The sequence below is a fragment of the Shewanella sp. POL2 genome (assembly GCF_000282755.1).
Lineage (GTDB): Bacteria > Pseudomonadota > Gammaproteobacteria > Enterobacterales > Shewanellaceae > Shewanella > Shewanella xiamenensis.
The window spans coordinates 1-16,521 of the sequence record NZ_AKZL01000092.1 but is presented as its reverse complement, the minus strand read 5'-3'; the positions used below and the strand labels follow the sequence as shown (position 1 = coordinate 16,521).

Below are 16,521 nucleotides of genomic sequence, written 5' to 3'. Positions count from 1 at the left end.
ATTTCGGGTAAATTGCCCTGTGTGCCTTGCCGCGAGTGCTGCTTTACCTGCATCGTGTACCGCTTTGTGGGGAGCATCCAAGGCCTTAAAGTTACTCAAATGTTGATAATTTTCAGCACCAAAGCCTTTAAAATACCATTGGCCTAAACGGCATTCAGTATGGGAGTTCACACCATGGCTGTGCTGATTCTTTTCAATAAGTTGATACACATTACTCTTCCAAACGGCGTGGTCGAGTTTAGTGGTATTTAAGAATGAGGCTGTCGCGGCATTATGGATTACCTGCTGCATTTTATTAGAGCGTTGCAGCACATCTTCAACGACTTGCCCTATTTGTGTTGAAGATGAGGCAACATCAAGAGCGCTGTTTTGGTTATTATGGACAATCTCTTTAATATTAGAGGCTTGTGTAACAATCTGTTTTACTAGTTTTTCGATTTGGCTGCTCGCTTCGTGAGCTTTACTGGCTAATTGTCTGACTTCATCGGCAACAACCGCAAAACCTCGTCCAGCTTCGCCCGCTCGGGCGGCTTCAATTGCTGCGTTGAGAGCGAGTAGGTTAGTTTGCTCAGAGATCCCTTGAATAGCGGCAACAAACTGGTTAATAGAAGAAGTGGTACTATCGAGCTCGGTTACAGCAGTCATGCTACTGGTGGCTGGTTCATTAATATAGGTTGCTCTATTACCTAAATTAATAATGGCTACCCGCGTTTGATCAAAAATCTTATCTAATTCGGACAGTGCTTCTTTTTCTTCAGTGAGTAGCTCTGCACTGCTGGCAAGGCCATCTCTCACTGCATTTAACATCTCGCCGCCCTGATTTTGGCAGGCAATCACTGCACTATAATGATCGGTATTTTGGCGGGACTGTTGTTGCATGGCTTCATTTTCGCGGGCCATATTTTTTAGCTCTTCGATTTCAACTTCGTATCTATCTTGTTGATCAATGAGCTTTTGCTTCAGCGCTTCGTTTTCTGCTTTGAGTCTTGAATTAAACCACATAAAAACCTCTAAACTTTTATTGATATTGTTATGGCCACTGAATTAATAACGTCTAAGGTGCAATCCCTGCGGTATTAGGGTAAGTAGGAAAGTGTGGTAAGAAAATATTAACGTATATCAATGCCATAATCTTACTTTTTTATTGAATAACAATGAATTTATGAACTTGAGCAAATAAATTGCCCAAGTCGATTTTGGATAACAAGTGAATATCTCGTACTGTATTTCTACAAATTGCGATTCAACCTTAATTGAGCTTGCTAGTTTGAGTGTTAACGCTTTTCATCAGCATCGCAGCAAAAGCGTTGTAACTCTTTTAAGCCACAGGTAAATCTAAAATCATTGTAGCAATACTAAAGTAAACGAGCACACCAATGATATCGGCGATTGAGGTGATAAGTGGTGCGCTGGCTGAAGCCGGATCCATTTTTAACTTGCTGAGTAAAAAGGGCAGTGACATGCCAATCAGGCTGCCAATGATCACTACGATCTGCATGGTTAATGCAACGACCAAGGCGATTTCTGGACCGCCGCGCCAAAACCCAAGTAGCGATACTGCCAAGGCCATGCTGGCACCGAGTAATCCTGCTACCCCTAATTCACGCCCCAGCAATGAGAGCCAATCCTTGAGTATCACTTCGCCCGTGGCTAAGGCTCGCACCATTAAGGTGGCTGATTGTGAACCCGCATTACCGCCGCTATCGATGAGCAGGGGAAGAAAGAACACCAAAGAAACATAACTGGCAATGGTATCTTCAAAAAAGGCGATGCCAGCGCCTGAGAAAATATTACCAAACACTAAAATGACCAACCAAACGACTCGTTTACGATAGAGCAAGCCTATGCTGGCGGTCTTTAAATTGTGATCAATATTGCCGATGGCCGCAGTTTTAGTAAATTCAACATCAACCTGTGAACTGGCAATGTCCATCGCATCGTCATAGGTGACAATACCGACTAACTGTCCCTTGCCATTGATGATGGGGAGAGCCAATAAATCGTAATGGGCGATCATCTGTACTGCCTCTTGGCAAAGGGCGTTGGCATCTAAGGCGATGGGGTTGGGTTTCATAAAGTCGACCACTCGCTCTTCTGGCTGCGCTAAAAGTAATTGTCTAAGTGATACCGTTCCAATTAAACGGCCTAACATATCGACCACATAGGCTTGATAAATCGTCTCTTTATCGGCGGTTTCCGTGCGCAGCATTTCAATCGCCTGGGCGGCGGTATGACGGCTATTGAGCAGAGTGTAATCCGATGTCATCGCCGCACCGACCTTGGTTTTATCGTAGGCGGCTAAAGTGCGCATATCCTCTCGTTTTGCCTGTGCTAACACGGGCAATAGTCGTTTTTGTTGTTCAGGTTCGAGCAGGTTATAAAGATCGGCGCGCTCGTCCGCTGCCATAGTGAGCAACAGCGATGACAGCGTGGTTTTATCTAACTGCTGCACTAATTCTGTTTGTAATTCATCACGTAAATAACGAAATAAATCCGCCGCAATTTTGGCGGGCGCAAGTTGCAAAAACCGTAATTGCTGTGGCTGAGTAAAGCTACCAACTACAGCGGCAATATCTGCGGGGTGACGCTCTTTCGCTAAAGCCGTAATGCCTGCTGTATCGCGCTGCTCTAAAATATTTTGGATAGCTACGACGATTTGCTTAGTATTTTTTTGGTTGTTGTTCATGTTCATAGTTCATTCTCCCAACGATCTATTAATTAAAGAAAAAGGTAAAGTCAGCGCCCAGCTGTTGTGTGTTTCCTTTTAGGCTGTTGCCTAGGCTTAGTTGAAGTTGTAACTGTCTTTTAAGTAAATATTGATATGCGAGTTTGTAGGCTCGTTCATGGGACTCATGGCGATAAAATTCGGCTATCCATTGCTGCTCAGTGTCGTATTCGAAGGCGATAGCAACTCCTGCAATAAGCTGGGGCGATTGAGCGCCATACTGATCTATACCTAGGTTGCTATAGAGGCGTAAATTCTGAGCTGCCAAGTCATATCCCAAAATCCCTACAATTTGCGTTGTTAGAGGGTGGCTGCCTTGATGATTTTTTTGCAAATTAACAGCCAGCGCACTTTGCCAAGGGGCATAGTCTGCATTTAATGGCAATTTGAATCCCAGCTCGGTTTGCTGCTCATTGATAGCATTATTACTTTGTTGTTCAATGCCTAAGTGCCATTCCCACTGGCCTGAGTTGCAGGTGCCACTGCCATTTATCTGTTTTGCGCTATGATCGGATCTCGGCTGTTGCCAACCTAGCTGTAACTCGCAGTGTTCGGCGATGCTGGGATCATCCACATCGAGTTGAGAGGCATGTGTTGCGACGCTAATGCATAGTCCCAAAAATGCCCAAGACTGAAAAGCAAAGGTGAATGGCTTGTTTGTGTACGCCATGGTTTAACTCCCTGAGTGTGGGGAGCCAACTGGGGCAAAATAGGCGTGAAGATGTATTCAATAGGCAGCACTTATCCTCCGGCTCAATGCCGGAAAAACCAATAGGCGAGCGCTAACGCTAGCATGACTGGCTAATATTAAGGTCTGAAATTGAATGTACGGGTGTGGGGTGAGATGTGTCACGCTACTACCCTGCTTAGCAGGTAGCAGCAAAATATTGCGGGCTAGTGCTAGGCGTTAAATCCTGTCTTTTGGACAGGGCATCTACTGTCGCTTATGTGTGTGCCCACAGTGGGTCTCCTAATGGTAAAATCGGCTAGATTCTAAACCGCTGACAATGAAAGTCAACCCAATAGGCAATTACCTATGTTTATGTTTCAATTTTGCTTTTATTCTTGAGTTGATTTTTGTTTTAGGTTTTTGCTGTGTTGCATTTTGGTGTGCAGTAGGTTGCCTTGGGGGCTGGCTGTATTTTTATAAGGTTTGATATTTATTAATTGCTGTTGTTCTGCGCCAGTTAATGGATGTATTTAATGATAAAATCGATTTATCGCAATCAGTTAAGAACCGAGTTTAATTAGCACAACGGTTTGGCTAAAGAGGAATCACCTGTGACATTTGCTTCCCAACAGCAGTCCATTTCGGCTGAAAACTGCCATTCGAATATTCGTATTGCGACTATCAATCTATTTAATTTTATTGAACCACCTTTAGCCTTTTACGATTTTGAAAATATCTATAGCCATGGCCAGTGGCAAAAGAAGTGTCAGTGGTTTGGCGAGCTTTTAAACCAATATCATCCGGATATTGTCGGGTTTCAGGAGGTGTTTAGCCCTGAGCCATTAAAACAACTTGCGGCGCAGCAAGGGTTAACACATTTTGCCATAGTTGATAGCGCCACTTTGATCAGTGATTACATTTATCAAAGCCCTGTGGTTGCGCTAGCGTCGCGCTTTCCAATCCTTGAGGTGCATGCGATTGAACCCGATGCACATTTAGTGGCAGCGATGGGGTTATCGAGCCAATTTACCTTTAGTCGTAAAGTACTGCGGGCGACGGTGGATATACCGCAAATTGGCGCTTGTGATTGCTATGTGGTGCATTTTAAATCTAAGCGCCCGGGACTTGCGTTAGAGCCACATCCCTTAGGCTTAACCTTAAGTGCGCCACCTACGCTTGCGTTGCACTCTGAGACTAAGTTATTAACTGAGCAAGCCCTAGGTCGCTGGGCATCGACCATGCAGCGGGGCGCAGAGGCGGCATTGTTGTTCCATGCTATTCTCGCGCGGCGGCAAAGCATAAGATATCCGGTGATCCTGATGGGTGATTTTAACGATAGTTTGTCCATGGGGGCGTTGGATGCATTAACGCTCCAAGGCGAGCATCTCCACAGCAACGATATCAAGGCCGCGGGACTTGGGCATTTGTCTGATACTGCACGTTCGGCTGTGTTTGCCCAATATCGACTGCAAGATGCTTACGAGTTATTTATTGCGGCGAATATGCCCGATAACCTAGTCCATTCTCGGGAGCATCGAGCTGCAACCCATTACTACGGCCCTAAAGGTTCGGTACTCGATTATATTTTGCTTTCCAATGAGTTTGATGCCAGTGATAGTCGCAGTTTGGCTCAGGTGGTGGATTATCAAACCTGCGATAGACACTTAGTCAGGCCCGAATATGAGCGCGATGCTTACAGTACCGACCATGCACCGGTATGGGTGGAATTGGCGCTGCGGCGTTAGCAAGTAAAATAACTGTCGAGGATGCCATCAAGAACAACATCTCATCTTGAATCGTTAACACGCCCTCGGCCCAGGGTTTTACCCGCGAAACTGGAGTATGATCGCAGACCATGGGAATGGAGAGCTGATGTTTTGGACAGATGGCTCGCACTTGAACCCTATTAGGTATATTATCCGCTTCCATTTTTAGAGGGCGGCGCCTAGTGTTCGAGCGGTACTATTGATTACGGTGGTACAACACACAGGCGGTACAATTATCAAAGGCGGTACTATGGCTATCAGAATCAAACTTAAACCCGGTCGCGAAAAGTCCCTTGAGCGTCGTCATCCTTGGGTCTTTTCCAACGGGATCCACAACGTTAAAGGTAAGCCTGAACCGGGGCAGACCGTCGATGTGGTTGCCCACGATGGTCATTGGTTGGGCCGTGGTGCTTGGTCTCCTGAGTCTCAAATCCAAGTACGAATTTGGACTTTTGATCGCGAAGAAGAAATTGACCGTGAGTTTTTTAAGCGTCGTATTCTGCGTGCACAAGCGGGACGCGATGATTTGATCCGTGAACAAGGCTTAACGGGTTACCGTTTAATTGCCGCTGAGTCCGACGGCTTACCCGGTATCACTATTGATAAATATGCCAATGTATTGGTGTGCCAATTACTGAGCATGGGCGCCGATGTATGGCGTGACACTATTGTCGATGTGCTCGCCGAGCTGTACCCCGATTGCGCGATTTATGAGCGCTCAGACGTCGATTCCCGTAAGAAAGAAGGCTTAGCCTCTACCATGGGTTTACTCCATGGCACGCTGCCTGAAATGCCCGTCATTATTGAAGAAAACGGTATCAAAATCGCCGTTGATGTGACTAAGGGTCATAAAACTGGTTTCTACCTCGACCAGCGCGATAACCGCGCCATCGCCGCCCGTTTTGTGAAAGGCAAATCGGTACTGAACTGTTTTTGCTACACCGGCACCTTTGGCCTCTATGCTGCTAAGGCGGGCGCGGCCAGCATTGAGAACGTCGATGTCTCATCACTTGCCCTCGATACTGCGCGTTTGAATATGCGAGTCAATGGCTTAAGTGATGATAATGTGCATTACAACGAAGCCGATGTGTTTAAGCTGTTACGTCAGTATCGCGATGAGGGTAAAACCTTCGATGTAATCGTACTCGACCCGCCAAAGTTTGCCGACAATAAGTCGCAGCTCAATGGCGCTTGTCGCGGCTATAAAGATATCAATATGATTGCGCTGCAATTATTAAATCCGGGCGGGGTGCTGTTGACCTTCTCTTGCTCGGGATTAATGCCTGCGGATCTGTTCCAAAAAATCGTTGCCGATGCGGCACTGGATGCTAAACGTGAGATCCAATTTATCGAGCGTTTAAGCCAGGCGAGCGATCACCCGATTGGCAGCGCCTTCCCCGAAGGATTTTACCTCAAGGGCTTAGTGGCTCGAGTGTGGTAATCGTTTGATTGTGTAAACGTTATAAAAAAATGCCGGTGCAGTTGCAGCGGCATTTTTATTTCTCGCATGGGAGTCTTGGTCTTTCGACTCAATCAGCCCTTAAGCGGTAAAGGTTTTCACGCCTTCAGGGGTGCCAACCAGTAACACATCGGCGCCGCGTTTTGCGAATAGACCGTTGGTCACTACGCCGACGATAGCGTTGATCTTATCTTCTAATTCCTTAGGATTGATGATCTTAAGGTTGTAAACGTCGAGGATCACGTTGCCGTTATCCGTGACAACGCCTTCACGGTACACTGGGTCGCCGCCGAGTTTGACGAGTTCACGGGCCACGTAAGAGCGCGCCATTGGGATCACTTCAACGGGCAGCGGGAATTCACCCAAAATATCCACTTGTTTAGTGTTATCCACGATACAGATAAACTTTTCAGCCACAGCCGCAACGATTTTCTCGCGGGTTAATGCCGCGCCGCCGCCTTTGATCATGTCCATATGGCCGTTAATTTCATCGGCACCATCAACATACACGGATAATTTATCGACGCTGTTTAAGTCATAAACTGGGATGCCAAGGGCTTTCATCTTTTGGGTAGAGGCTTCTGAGCTTGATACCGCACCTTCAATATCGGCCTTCATGGTCGCCAAAGCATCGATAAAGTGGTTAACGGTTGAGCCTGTGCCCACACCTACAATGCTGTCCTTCTCAACGTATTTGAGTGCAGCCCAGCCTGCGGCTTTTTTCATTTCATCTTGAGTCATGTTGACATCCTGTAATGGCAAATGAGTAAAAAATTCTGGGCTTAGTATACTCTTTTCCGCCAAATAGTGTGGTGCTATTGCACTATGGCTGTGATCTTGCTTACAGCCCGCACTGATTTAATCTGTGTATAAAGGGAAGTGCTTTAAGATAAAGTACATCTGGATAGAGACAATGCTCTATGCGGGCTTAATCTAACTAAGTTACTATTGCCAAAGCAGAATCGGCAAAATAAAACATTGGTTTAAGGGAGTGTGTATGGCAGGGGCAAGTTTATTAACCTTACTCGACGATATTGCATCCATTTTGGATGATGTGGCAGTGATGAGTAAGGTCGCGGCCAAGAAAACCGCTGGGGTGTTAGGGGACGATTTGGCCTTAAACGCCCAGCAAGTCACGGGCGTGAGTGCCGACCGCGAATTACCTGTGGTCTGGGCGGTCGCCTTAGGCTCGTTTCGCAATAAATTGATTTTAGTGCCCGCAGCCATGTTGATCAGCGCCTTTATTCCTTGGGCGGTGACCCCCTTATTGATGTTCGGCGGCTTGTTTTTATGTTTTGAAGGCTTTGAGAAATTACACCACAGCTATAGCCATCGAAAAGACAAACACGCGGAGCAGACCGAATCTGACATACCGGAGATAAGCGATCTTGCGGCCTATGAAAAGGAAAAAGTGAAGGGTGCTATCCGCACCGACTTTGTGTTGTCGGCAGAAATTATCGCCATCACTTTAGGCATAGTCGCGGATAAGTCGCTCTCAACGCAATTTTTTTACCCTCGCCATTATTGGTATCGTGATGACCATAGGCGTTTATGGTTTGGTGGCAGCGATTGTCAAAATGGACGATGCGGGTCTGTATCTGAGCCAGCGTCAGGGCGAGTCGGGCTTCACTCGCTTTAATCGTAAGTTGGGGTTTGGCTTACTGAGCGCGGCGCCCGTGTTGATGAAGAGCTTAACCATTATTGGTACTGCCGCCATGTTTATGGTGGGCGGCGGCATTCTAACCCATGGATTACATTGGGTCGGCGAGCAAATCCACCATGCCGAGCAATTCGTGGAAACCTTTGCCCTAGTCGGCCCAGTGCTTGGGTTACTGACGCCAAGCATTCTTAACGCGCTCTTTGGCATCGCGGCGGGCGCGGTGGCGGTATTGGTGATGACTGGATTTCAAAAGCTGCGTAGCTGATCCGTTGTCATCCTTTCATAGCTGGCGATTATAGCGTCAGCTAATCCGAGCTGTGCGAGTGCGAAGGTGCTCGCCGCGATTATTTCAGCGCTCAAGGACGAATTATGCAATTAATGCGTTATTGCCTTTCCCCCAATAAGTTGGCTTGGCTGCGTGAGGAATTAGGCGAACATGCCGACAAACTGCTGGCGGCGATGGATGCGGCGGGCAGCAACTATCTGGCGGAGTTAACCGAGCTCCAAGCGGGGGATTTATCGGCAGGCGATTCGCAACTCAAGTTTGCATGGTTTCAACAAAAGCTTGCCTTAACCACGCGCTTAACGGATGCCGAGCTGGCTAATCTTTCGCCACTGTCGCTGGTGGATATGCGGGACGACATGCGGGTGGAAATGCGAGTAGAATTAGTCATGCTCGATAAGCTTACCGCCGCCTTACAACAACTTAGCAGTGAATCCGTGCTGGGGTTTGATACCGAAACGCGGGCAAGCTTTGAGCCGGGTGTTCAACATCCCTTGAGCTTAGTGCAATTGGCGACCTCCGATACCTGTTATTTATTTCAACAGGCGGTATTGGGTGAGAGGCTCGCTGAGCTTAAACCTTTGCTCGAAAATGAGCAGATCCTCAAAGTGGGGATTGGATTAAGGGGCGATGGCCAAGCACTGAAACGAGATTGGGATATTCATGTCTCCCCTCGACTCGATTTGAATTGGGCGATGGCGCAGCTCGGGGCTGGGAAGGAGATGGGCACGCGGCAATTGGTGGCGGCATTACTGCATAAACGCATCGATAAACCTAAAAAAATTACCCTCTCGAATTGGCAACAGGTGCCTTTATCCCAAGCGCAAATTCAGTACGCCGCCCTCGATGCATTGGCGGCAAACCTCTGTTTTTGGCAGTTAATCGACAAGCTGCAAGGTTTTTATGGCAAAACGACTGTCGGTAATAAACCCTTATTGCCGCCGAGTTTAGCCACACGACTCGCGAGCTATTTTCATCCAGCTTAAGACTTGAGATAAGGTCGCGAAGATAAGGATTAGGGGGGCAAGAGATGTTGGATGCGATTTGTGTACTCACAACCGAGGCTGCGGCAGAGCAGGCTTCGTCACCATTACGACTCAATCCTCATGCTCAGGCCGGTGTCACCTACAGTGTGTTCAAGTTTCAGCAGTTACCCGAGGCTGAGATTGAGCGTTTGCGCCAGCATTTATATTGCCCCGCCTGCTACGGCAAAGCCTATTTTCGTAAAGCATCTAAGGATGGTAGGGCCGCCTGTTTTGGCTCCCGTTACCATGAGCTCGATTGCATCGAATTTAATCCGTCGGCGCAAAAGTCCCGTGAAGAACAAGATGCCCTCGAAGTGCAGCAACAACTGCTCGACGCAGATGCCTTGGTTATCGATTTCTCACTTAATCCCAGTAATAAGAGACCATCTAACTCAGCGCACAAAATCAAGGCTCCCCAAGAGCAAGAGGTTGGAGCCAAAAGTGACATTGAAAATGATACTGAGCAATTAGCGTCAGTACAGGAGCCCAAAGCTGACTATCAGGTAGCGGCCGATAAGCCAGAAATAGCCATCACGGCAAAGCGTACACCGAGCCAAGGGCTAGAAAAGTTACTCCATAGCCTGCTGCGAGGCTCCGATCTGGCGACTTCGGATCTTTGGGTTTATACCGATGATGAGCGTAAGTACCGCTGGCGGGCGAAGAATTTGTTTGTGAATTTTGCCGATGCGGATCCGACGGATAATAAACCCCATATGTACTGGGGCACTATCTCCCATAGCGACCCGACGTTATCTTGGCTCAATCCTGCCGACAGTAAAGACATAGGCATTCCTATTGAGGCCGTCAAAATCAAACTGTTTAAGCGCTTTAATATCGAAGATAAGCGGGATTTAGAGGGCGCAGGGCTTATCCTGTTTGGTAAGTGTTTTTGGAATAAGGATAAGACCCGCAAGATTATCCAGCTTTGGGACAATGATTTGCGGCGAATTTTTATCTCAACCCTTGATGATTAACTTTCAGCGATGGGATTAATTAGTGAGTGCTTGGTACGCACAGCGCTTAAATTTATCCTTTAAGGCGTTTTCACGACTCTTTTGTGAGTTTCTGGGGCATAGACAGAGCATCAGGTTTCACCGTTTACGCTGTTGCCAGCGGGTTTTGAACATTCTGCAATGAGCTTACATGACGACTTTTTCAGCTTTATGCCAATTAAATCAACAGTAGATGCAAAACTTGTTTGAAAATTCCTCAGTTAATTAAGTTTGTCATAAAAAGTCCTTTACCTTTGAGAGTGCTTTTAGCATAATGCCCCACGTCAACAGGGGTGTAGTTCCAATTGGTAGAACAGCGGTCTCCAAAACCGATGGTTGCGGGTTCGAGTCCTGCCACCCCTGCCAAATAAAACAACGGCTTGCATAGAAATATGCGAGCCGTTTTATTTTAGCCGTCATAAAATTTCGTAGTGCATTTGCTTACATTTGTTAAGTAAAGGTATTTGCAACTTTCGTAGTGTCTAACATACAATCGCAATCCATTTGGTTTGAGGATGTATGGTTTGAGCTCTGTGATGCAAACAAGGCGCAGATTAGCACTATGGCTTGCAGCCATCTTAGTGTTGCTGTCTGTTGCGTTTGCGGTGCACAGTGTTTCCCACCTCAATGATGATACCAAAGCCCATTGCGCGCTGTGTTTGCATCAGCACCAATTGCAGCATGCCCTCTCATACTCTCCTTTAGATTTTCAAGTTGCTCAACAGGGTGTTATCTCGGTTGAGTTTGATGTTATTTCCTTTAAGACGCCATTTAGGCGCAACTTCCTTAGCCGCGCGCCGCCGCTAGCAGCCTAACTCCTGCTTTTTATCTATTTCTCTTATTTTTCGAGCGCCTTGGCTTAACCAAGGCGCCCGATGCTGTTTATTTTTGGAGTAAAAAATGGCTACTTATGTCATTCAAAAGCGCTCGGTATTACTGCTGGGCGTGACGTTGTTGGCGTTGGATACGAGTGTTCCCCTATTGGCCGCCGAGGCGCTGCAAACTGATAACACTGGACTTAATAATGATATCGAGCGTTTAAGCATTCATTATCGACAGGCCTACCGCGGCAATGTGCCTGCGACTGAGTTACCTCAGGCCATCACAGTGCTGGATGAGCAACTGATTAAAGATACTGGGCTGACGCGTTTTCAAGACTTATTGGATTATTCTGCCAGTGTCGCGCGGCAAAACAACGGTGGTGGGCTATGGGATAGTTTTTCGTTACGGGGCTTTCCTGGGAATGAAAACATGCCATCGGGCTATTTAATTAATGGTTTTAATGGTGGCCGAGGTTTTAGTGGTCACCGAGATCTATCGAACGTAGCCTATGTGGAAATCCTTAAAGGCCCGGGCTCGGCGCTTTATGGACGCTCGGAGCCCGGCGGTACTGTGAATATTGTGACTAAAAAACCGCAGTACGAGGCGCAGGGCTATTTAAAAGCCTCCGCGGGGAGTTTTGAGCAATATCGGTTAGAAGGGGATTTTACTTCGGGGCTGACCGATACCTTGGCCTTTCGGATCAATGGCGCTTGGCAGGAGCATGACAGTTTTCGCGATCATGTATTTAGCGATAAAAAGATCGTCACGCCATCGCTACGCTGGCAACTGTCCGATAAGTCATCGCTCCTGTATGAGGTTGAATATCTTAAGCAAGAACAGTTATTTGACCGTGGCGTAGTAGTGCTCAATAACGACTTTAATACCGTGCCCCGTTCGCGTTACTTAGGCGAGCCCAACGATGGGCCAACTAAAGTGGATGCGACTGGGCATCAGCTTACCTATGAGTATGAATTAAATGAGGATTGGTCGCTTACCGCGGGTTATAACTACCGCGATTCGAGTCTGAATGGCTACTCATCGGATGCCGAATTAGCAAAGGGACGTCAATCATTATATGACGATGGCCGTACTCTGACGCGGCAGCATCTCTATCGAGATTACGCTTCTGAAGACCATTCTGTTCGGGCCGAACTCAGCGGCCAGTTTGATACTGGCAACATAAGGCACAATCTGCTGCTCGGGACGGATGCCTATCATTATCGACTAAAAACGGGACTCTACCGTTATCGAGGCAAGAAGGGCGCCTATGCTATCGATATTTTTACGCCCCAATATGGCGCGGCTCAGCCTGAGGTCAGTTTGCTCTATGAAAACCGAGAGACTCAAGATGCCTGGGGTGCCTATTTACAGGATCAATTGGAGTTAACCGAGCACTGGAAATTGCATTTAGGGTTAAGGTTTGACCGTTATTCCCAAGAAATTGCAGAGCAGATCAACGAGAGTCTGTCGGATCAAAGCGATCACAGAGTCAGCCCGAAAGTCGGATTAGTGTATCAATGGTCTGAGGCGTTAAGTGTTTACGGCTCCTATTCGGAAGGGTTTTTACCGCTTTCTGGCACTGATTATGCGGGTAATCCCTTCGAGCCAGAGGAGAGCAAATCCGTCGAGCTGGGGGTTAAATTCAACAGCACTTGGTTTGAGCTACCCGTCAATGGCAGTTTGGCTTGGTTTGATGCGCAAAAGAGCAATATCTTGACTTCAGATCCCGTCAATGTGGGCTTTTCGGCAACCCTTGGTGAAGCCAAGAGCACGGGGATTGAATTGGATGTTGCGGCCGAGTTGACCGAGAACTTACAAGCGACCTTGTCCTATGCCTATCTGAATACCCGCACGGCGAACGACAGCCTGAATCTGGATTGGGGCGTGTTAATTCCTGCGGGAAGTCCACTGGTCAATGTGCCAAAACACACGGGCAGTATCATTCTCAAACAGGACTTAAATGATCTTTCTATCGACGGTCATTTAGGGCTGAGTTGGCGTTATGTGGACTCTCGTTTGGGTGATTCGGCCGATCCGAGTTTTCAATTACCGAGTTATCAGTTACTTGGAATGTTTTTCACGACTCGACTTGCTGACAACTTAAGTCTCGCGCTCAATGTCGATAACCTGCTGGATGAGCACTATATCGCCAGCAGTTATTCGGCGCTGTGGGCCGTGCCGGGTGAGCCACGTAACGTTAAAGTGAGTGTTAGCTATGAATTTTAATGCCACTGTGACACCCGCCGCTTCGTCTGAGACGCCTAAGCAGCAAGGGCGTCAGCGGATCAATAGCATCGACATGATGCGTGGCTTAGTGATGCTGATTATGTTGCTCGACCATGTGCGGGAGCGGTTTTTCCTGCATATGCAGGTGAGCGACCCAATGGATTTAAGCACAACAAACTGGGCGCTGTTTGTCAGCCGTTTTGCGGCGCACTTTTGTGCGCCAGTGTTCGTCTTTTTAACTGGAGTCTCGGCCTGGCTTTACGCCAATCGTGGCTATGGCGAGCCGCGCTCTGCGCGCGAGTTTTTAATGAAGCGCGGATTATTCTTAATCGCCCTCGAGGTGCTGGTGATTAATTTCTCATGGATGGGCAATTATCACACCCTGTGGTTACAGGTGATTTGGGTGATAGGGCTGAGCATGTTGGCCCTTGCGGCATTAATCAACCTCCCGAGGTTGTGGATGGCATTACTCGGACTATTGATTATCTTTGGCCATAACCTATTGTCGCCTATTCATTTTACGCCAGACGAGTGGGGCTATAGTCTGTGGACGATACTGCATGACCGAGGTTATTTGATTGCCGAGGGCGAGCTTAAGCTGAAAATAAGTTACCCAGCGCTACCTTGGATTGGCGTGATTTTATTGGGCTATGTGGCTGGCCCCTTATTTGGCAGAGGGAGTGATGCGGGGCTGCGTCAGCAAAAATTAATACTGTTAGGACTTGGCTGCGCTCTGCTGTTTGGCTTGCTGCGCGGATTCAATCTCTACGGCGAGACGTTGCCTTGGCAGTTTGGCGATACTCTAGGTCAAACCTTAATGTCGGTATTTAATCTAACTAAGTATCCGCCATCACTGAGTTTTTTGTTGGTGACCTTGTGCGGGATGTTCTACGGCTTAGTGGTGTTTGAGCGCTATTTTGCTACAGGCAGAGTATTAGGTTGGATGGGGCAGAGGTTAGCAGTGTTTGGCTCTGTACCTATGTTCTTCTATATCTTGCACTTATATGTGCTGCTGTTGCTGTATTCGCTGGCTAAAGGGATATTTGGCGCCAACCATGGTGAGCTGTTTGGCGTAGCGCATATGGGGTGGGTATGGCTGATAAGCTTAGTCTTAATTCCTTTGCTCTATTATCCCGTGCGCTGGTTTAGCCGTTACAAAGGACAGAGTCCGCAGGCTTGGCTTAAGTATCTCTAAATTAGCTTTACCCTAAAACAATGCCCAATAAAAATAGCCGAGCGCGTGACTGCTCGGCCATTTGGCTTGGGGATGATGAAAAGGTTATTCGCTTAATAAGCTACGTAACATCCACGCATTTTTCTCATGGAGTTGAATGCGCTGGGTGAGTAAATCTGCCGTGGCCTCGTCGTTGGCTTGGCTAACCAAGGGATAGAGCGCACGGGCATTTCTAATCACTACTTCTTGGTCGCTTAACAGTTCACGGATCATGGTTTCAGCTTTAGTGACACCTTGATCTTCACGGATTTCGGTCAACTTGGCATAGTCCGAATAGGAACCTAATGCCCTTGCGCCCAATGCTCGTACCCGCTCGGCGATTAAATCGACCGCTAAGGCAAGCTCGGTATATTGCTGTTCAAACAATAAGTGCAAGCTAGTGAACATGGGGCCTGTGACGTTCCAGTGAAAGCTGTGGGTCTTAAGGTAAAGGCTGTAGCTGTCGGCCAATAACTGATTTAACCCTGCGGCGATTTCTTCTCTATGAGCTTGGTTGATGCCGATGTTAATCATGGAAATTCCTCCTATTGTCCTACTCAATGGAGATAGCTTATCAAATAAGCTAAACATCTAAAGCGGTTAAAATAGATTCATAAAATCGATTTTACAGATTAAAGAGTAAGCAAACGTTTGGCTTGAGTCATGAACCGTATCTTGGCAATAACATTCGGCCCATTTAGCTGGTATCCTTATGCGGTGTCAGTGCCTAATGAAACCCCAATAACCCCATGAATAAATCTGCCTATTTAGCCGCGATGGAGATAACTCCTTGGCAGCTTCGCGATACTAAAGTGCGACCTTATCAAGTGGTTTGGGATGTTGATGATATGTCGTCTGCCGCTGAGCCACTGATTGATACTGTCCTTGGCTTAATTGGGATCAGTAAGGATGACTGTGAGTTCAACACTGAGCCACATAAGGGTAAAGCCATAGTTTGGGATTTACGTCGCCACAGGGTTAGGCCCAGAGTGGCTTGGTTAGTGTCGGATCCCCTAGCTGAGTTACTAACGCGCAGTGAGGCAAAGCGCGCCTTGTGGGGGCAGATTTGCCAGTGGCGTGAGCAGCAATTAACGGCCTAGTCGTGTCCAGTACACATTATCGTGAGTTACCTTTTAATTTGGATTTTCCCGTGAGTCATCAAGTCCTTAATACCCTTAACGAATCATTGCAAATCGTGCTTCTGACGCCAACCGATGTGAGTCAAATGGCGCGCATTGAAGCGAGTGCTCATTCCCATCCTATGAGTGAGAATAACCTTGCCGATTGTTTTGGCCACTTGTACCGCGTTATTGGGTTAATGCAACGCGATGGCGAGTTACTCGGCTTTGCGATTGTGCAGCAGATTGTCGATGAGGCAACGCTGCTGGATATTTGTTTGCCGCCAGAACAACAAGGGCGAGGATATGGGCATCTGCTACTCACGGCGGTTGTCGACGGCGCTAAGGCTGCCAAGGCTGTGGTGCTGATGCTGGAGGTTCGCGAATCAAACCTTGCCGCGCGCGCACTCTATCAGAAGCGGGGCTTTGTCGAAACCGGTCGGCGCAAAGGCTATTACCCTTTGGAAGAGGGCAAAGAAGATGCGATTTTGATGGATTTAGCCTTAAGCGAAACGGTTTAAGGTTTTAAAAGTAGATATAAAAAAAACAGCGCATTAGCGCT

Annotated in this window: 14 protein-coding genes, 1 tRNA gene and 1 pseudogene; 11 read left to right on the top strand and 5 right to left on the bottom strand. The window is 47.5% G+C overall.

The annotated features are described in order from the left end of the window. The 3 genes from SHEWPOL2_RS18560 to SHEWPOL2_RS18550 form a co-directional block, all read right to left on the bottom strand. Nucleotides 1-1,002: methyl-accepting chemotaxis protein (locus SHEWPOL2_RS18560; RefSeq protein WP_037430573.1), on the bottom strand; the 1,002-nt coding region annotated here is incomplete at its 3' end. A gap of 316 nt (nucleotides 1,003-1,318) precedes the next feature. Beyond that, complete coding sequence (mgtE, locus tag SHEWPOL2_RS18555; RefSeq protein WP_037430572.1) at nucleotides 1,319-2,692, bottom strand: magnesium transporter; 1,374 nt, start codon at nucleotides 2,690-2,692, stop codon at nucleotides 1,319-1,321. A 22-nt stretch (nucleotides 2,693-2,714) separates the two neighbouring features. Next, nucleotides 2,715-3,395, bottom strand: coding sequence for a hypothetical protein (locus tag SHEWPOL2_RS18550; RefSeq protein ID WP_037430570.1), 681 nt, complete (start codon nucleotides 3,393-3,395; stop codon nucleotides 2,715-2,717). Nucleotides 3,396-4,006: 611 nt separating this feature from the next. On the opposite strand from SHEWPOL2_RS18550, the gene SHEWPOL2_RS18545 reads away from it, so the two are divergent. Both SHEWPOL2_RS18545 and SHEWPOL2_RS18540 read left to right on the top strand, forming a co-directional pair. Continuing rightward, nucleotides 4,007-5,140 carry an endonuclease/exonuclease/phosphatase family protein gene (locus SHEWPOL2_RS18545; RefSeq protein ID WP_037430569.1) on the top strand — a complete coding sequence of 378 codons (1,134 nt, stop codon included), beginning with the start codon at nucleotides 4,007-4,009 and terminating at the stop codon, nucleotides 5,138-5,140. Between the two features lie 271 nt (nucleotides 5,141-5,411). Then, nucleotides 5,412-6,602, top strand: a complete 1,191-nt coding sequence (locus SHEWPOL2_RS18540; RefSeq protein ID WP_037430568.1) for a class I SAM-dependent methyltransferase — start codon at nucleotides 5,412-5,414, stop codon at nucleotides 6,600-6,602. Nucleotides 6,603-6,701: 99 nt separating this feature from the next. Here SHEWPOL2_RS18540 and rpiA read toward each other — a convergent pair whose 3' ends face one another. Then, complete coding sequence (gene rpiA, locus SHEWPOL2_RS18535) at nucleotides 6,702-7,361, bottom strand: ribose-5-phosphate isomerase RpiA (RefSeq protein ID WP_037415120.1); 660 nt, start codon at nucleotides 7,359-7,361, stop codon at nucleotides 6,702-6,704. A gap of 256 nt (nucleotides 7,362-7,617) precedes the next feature. Between rpiA and SHEWPOL2_RS18530 the strand changes: the two are divergent. The 7 genes and pseudogenes from SHEWPOL2_RS18530 (at nucleotide 7,618) to SHEWPOL2_RS18500 (ending at nucleotide 14,823) form a co-directional block, all read left to right on the top strand. Beyond that, a pseudogene (locus SHEWPOL2_RS18530) lies at nucleotides 7,618-8,545 on the top strand (DUF808 domain-containing protein). Between the two features lie 104 nt (nucleotides 8,546-8,649). Further along, a complete protein-coding gene (locus SHEWPOL2_RS18525) occupies nucleotides 8,650-9,549 on the top strand; it encodes a 3'-5' exonuclease (protein ID WP_037430567.1) in 900 nt (299 codons plus the stop codon). A gap of 44 nt (nucleotides 9,550-9,593) precedes the next feature. Beyond that, nucleotides 9,594-10,562, top strand: coding sequence for a hypothetical protein (locus SHEWPOL2_RS18520; protein ID WP_037430564.1), 969 nt, complete (start codon nucleotides 9,594-9,596; stop codon nucleotides 10,560-10,562). 307 nt (nucleotides 10,563-10,869) lie between these two features. After that, a tRNA-Trp gene (locus tag SHEWPOL2_RS18515) sits at nucleotides 10,870-10,946 on the top strand. Between the two features lie 158 nt (nucleotides 10,947-11,104). Next, nucleotides 11,105-11,395 (top strand): hypothetical protein, encoded by a 291-nt coding sequence (locus SHEWPOL2_RS18510; protein ID WP_037430576.1) that lies wholly within the window; start codon nucleotides 11,105-11,107, stop codon nucleotides 11,393-11,395. Nucleotides 11,396-11,480: 85 nt separating this feature from the next. Continuing rightward, nucleotides 11,481-13,628 carry a TonB-dependent siderophore receptor gene (locus SHEWPOL2_RS18505; RefSeq protein WP_037430562.1) on the top strand — a complete coding sequence of 716 codons (2,148 nt, stop codon included), beginning with the start codon at nucleotides 11,481-11,483 and terminating at the stop codon, nucleotides 13,626-13,628. After that, a complete protein-coding gene (locus tag SHEWPOL2_RS18500; protein ID WP_037430560.1) occupies nucleotides 13,618-14,823 on the top strand; it encodes a heparan-alpha-glucosaminide N-acetyltransferase domain-containing protein in 1,206 nt (401 codons plus the stop codon). Before SHEWPOL2_RS18505 ends, SHEWPOL2_RS18500 begins: the two co-directional genes overlap by 11 nt. A gap of 84 nt (nucleotides 14,824-14,907) precedes the next feature. On the opposite strand, the gene dpsA is transcribed toward SHEWPOL2_RS18500, so the two are convergent. Then, nucleotides 14,908-15,375: a DNA starvation/stationary phase protection protein DpsA gene (dpsA, locus tag SHEWPOL2_RS18495; RefSeq protein WP_037415139.1), complete on the bottom strand. Its 468-nt coding sequence runs from the start codon at nucleotides 15,373-15,375 to the stop codon at nucleotides 14,908-14,910. Between the two features lie 215 nt (nucleotides 15,376-15,590). Between dpsA and SHEWPOL2_RS18490 the strand changes: the two genes are divergently transcribed. Together SHEWPOL2_RS18490 and rimI are read left to right on the top strand one after the other, a co-directional pair. Continuing rightward, nucleotides 15,591-15,941, top strand: coding sequence for a DNA polymerase III subunit psi (locus SHEWPOL2_RS18490; protein WP_037430557.1), 351 nt, complete (start codon nucleotides 15,591-15,593; stop codon nucleotides 15,939-15,941). A gap of 125 nt (nucleotides 15,942-16,066) precedes the next feature. After that, on the top strand, nucleotides 16,067-16,480 hold the full coding sequence (gene rimI, locus SHEWPOL2_RS18485; protein ID WP_239642786.1) for a ribosomal protein S18-alanine N-acetyltransferase: 414 nt from the start codon (nucleotides 16,067-16,069) through the stop codon (nucleotides 16,478-16,480). The last annotated feature ends 41 nt before the right edge of the window (nucleotides 16,481-16,521 follow it).

Excerpts from the sequence above, each read along its gene's own strand:
- mgtE (WP_037430572.1), bottom strand. The coding sequence starts at position 2,692 with ATGAACATGAACAACAACCAAAAAAATACTAAGCAAATCGTCGTAGCT.
- SHEWPOL2_RS18550 (WP_037430570.1), bottom strand. The coding sequence starts at position 3,395 with ATGGCGTACACAAACAAGCCATTCACCTTTGCTTTTCAGTCTTGGGCA.
- SHEWPOL2_RS18540 (WP_037430568.1), top strand. The coding sequence starts at position 5,412 with ATGGCTATCAGAATCAAACTTAAACCCGGTCGCGAAAAGTCCCTTGAG.
- rpiA (WP_037415120.1), bottom strand. The coding sequence starts at position 7,361 with ATGACTCAAGATGAAATGAAAAAAGCCGCAGGCTGGGCTGCACTCAAA.
- SHEWPOL2_RS18525 (WP_037430567.1), top strand. The coding sequence starts at position 8,650 with ATGCAATTAATGCGTTATTGCCTTTCCCCCAATAAGTTGGCTTGGCTG.
- SHEWPOL2_RS18520 (WP_037430564.1), top strand. The coding sequence starts at position 9,594 with ATGTTGGATGCGATTTGTGTACTCACAACCGAGGCTGCGGCAGAGCAG.
- SHEWPOL2_RS18505 (WP_037430562.1), top strand. The coding sequence starts at position 11,481 with ATGGCTACTTATGTCATTCAAAAGCGCTCGGTATTACTGCTGGGCGTG.
- SHEWPOL2_RS18500 (WP_037430560.1), top strand. The coding sequence starts at position 13,618 with ATGAATTTTAATGCCACTGTGACACCCGCCGCTTCGTCTGAGACGCCT.
- dpsA (WP_037415139.1), bottom strand. The coding sequence starts at position 15,375 with ATGATTAACATCGGCATCAACCAAGCTCATAGAGAAGAAATCGCCGCA.
- SHEWPOL2_RS18490 (WP_037430557.1), top strand. The coding sequence starts at position 15,591 with ATGAATAAATCTGCCTATTTAGCCGCGATGGAGATAACTCCTTGGCAG.
- rimI (WP_239642786.1), top strand. The coding sequence starts at position 16,067 with ATGGCGCGCATTGAAGCGAGTGCTCATTCCCATCCTATGAGTGAGAAT.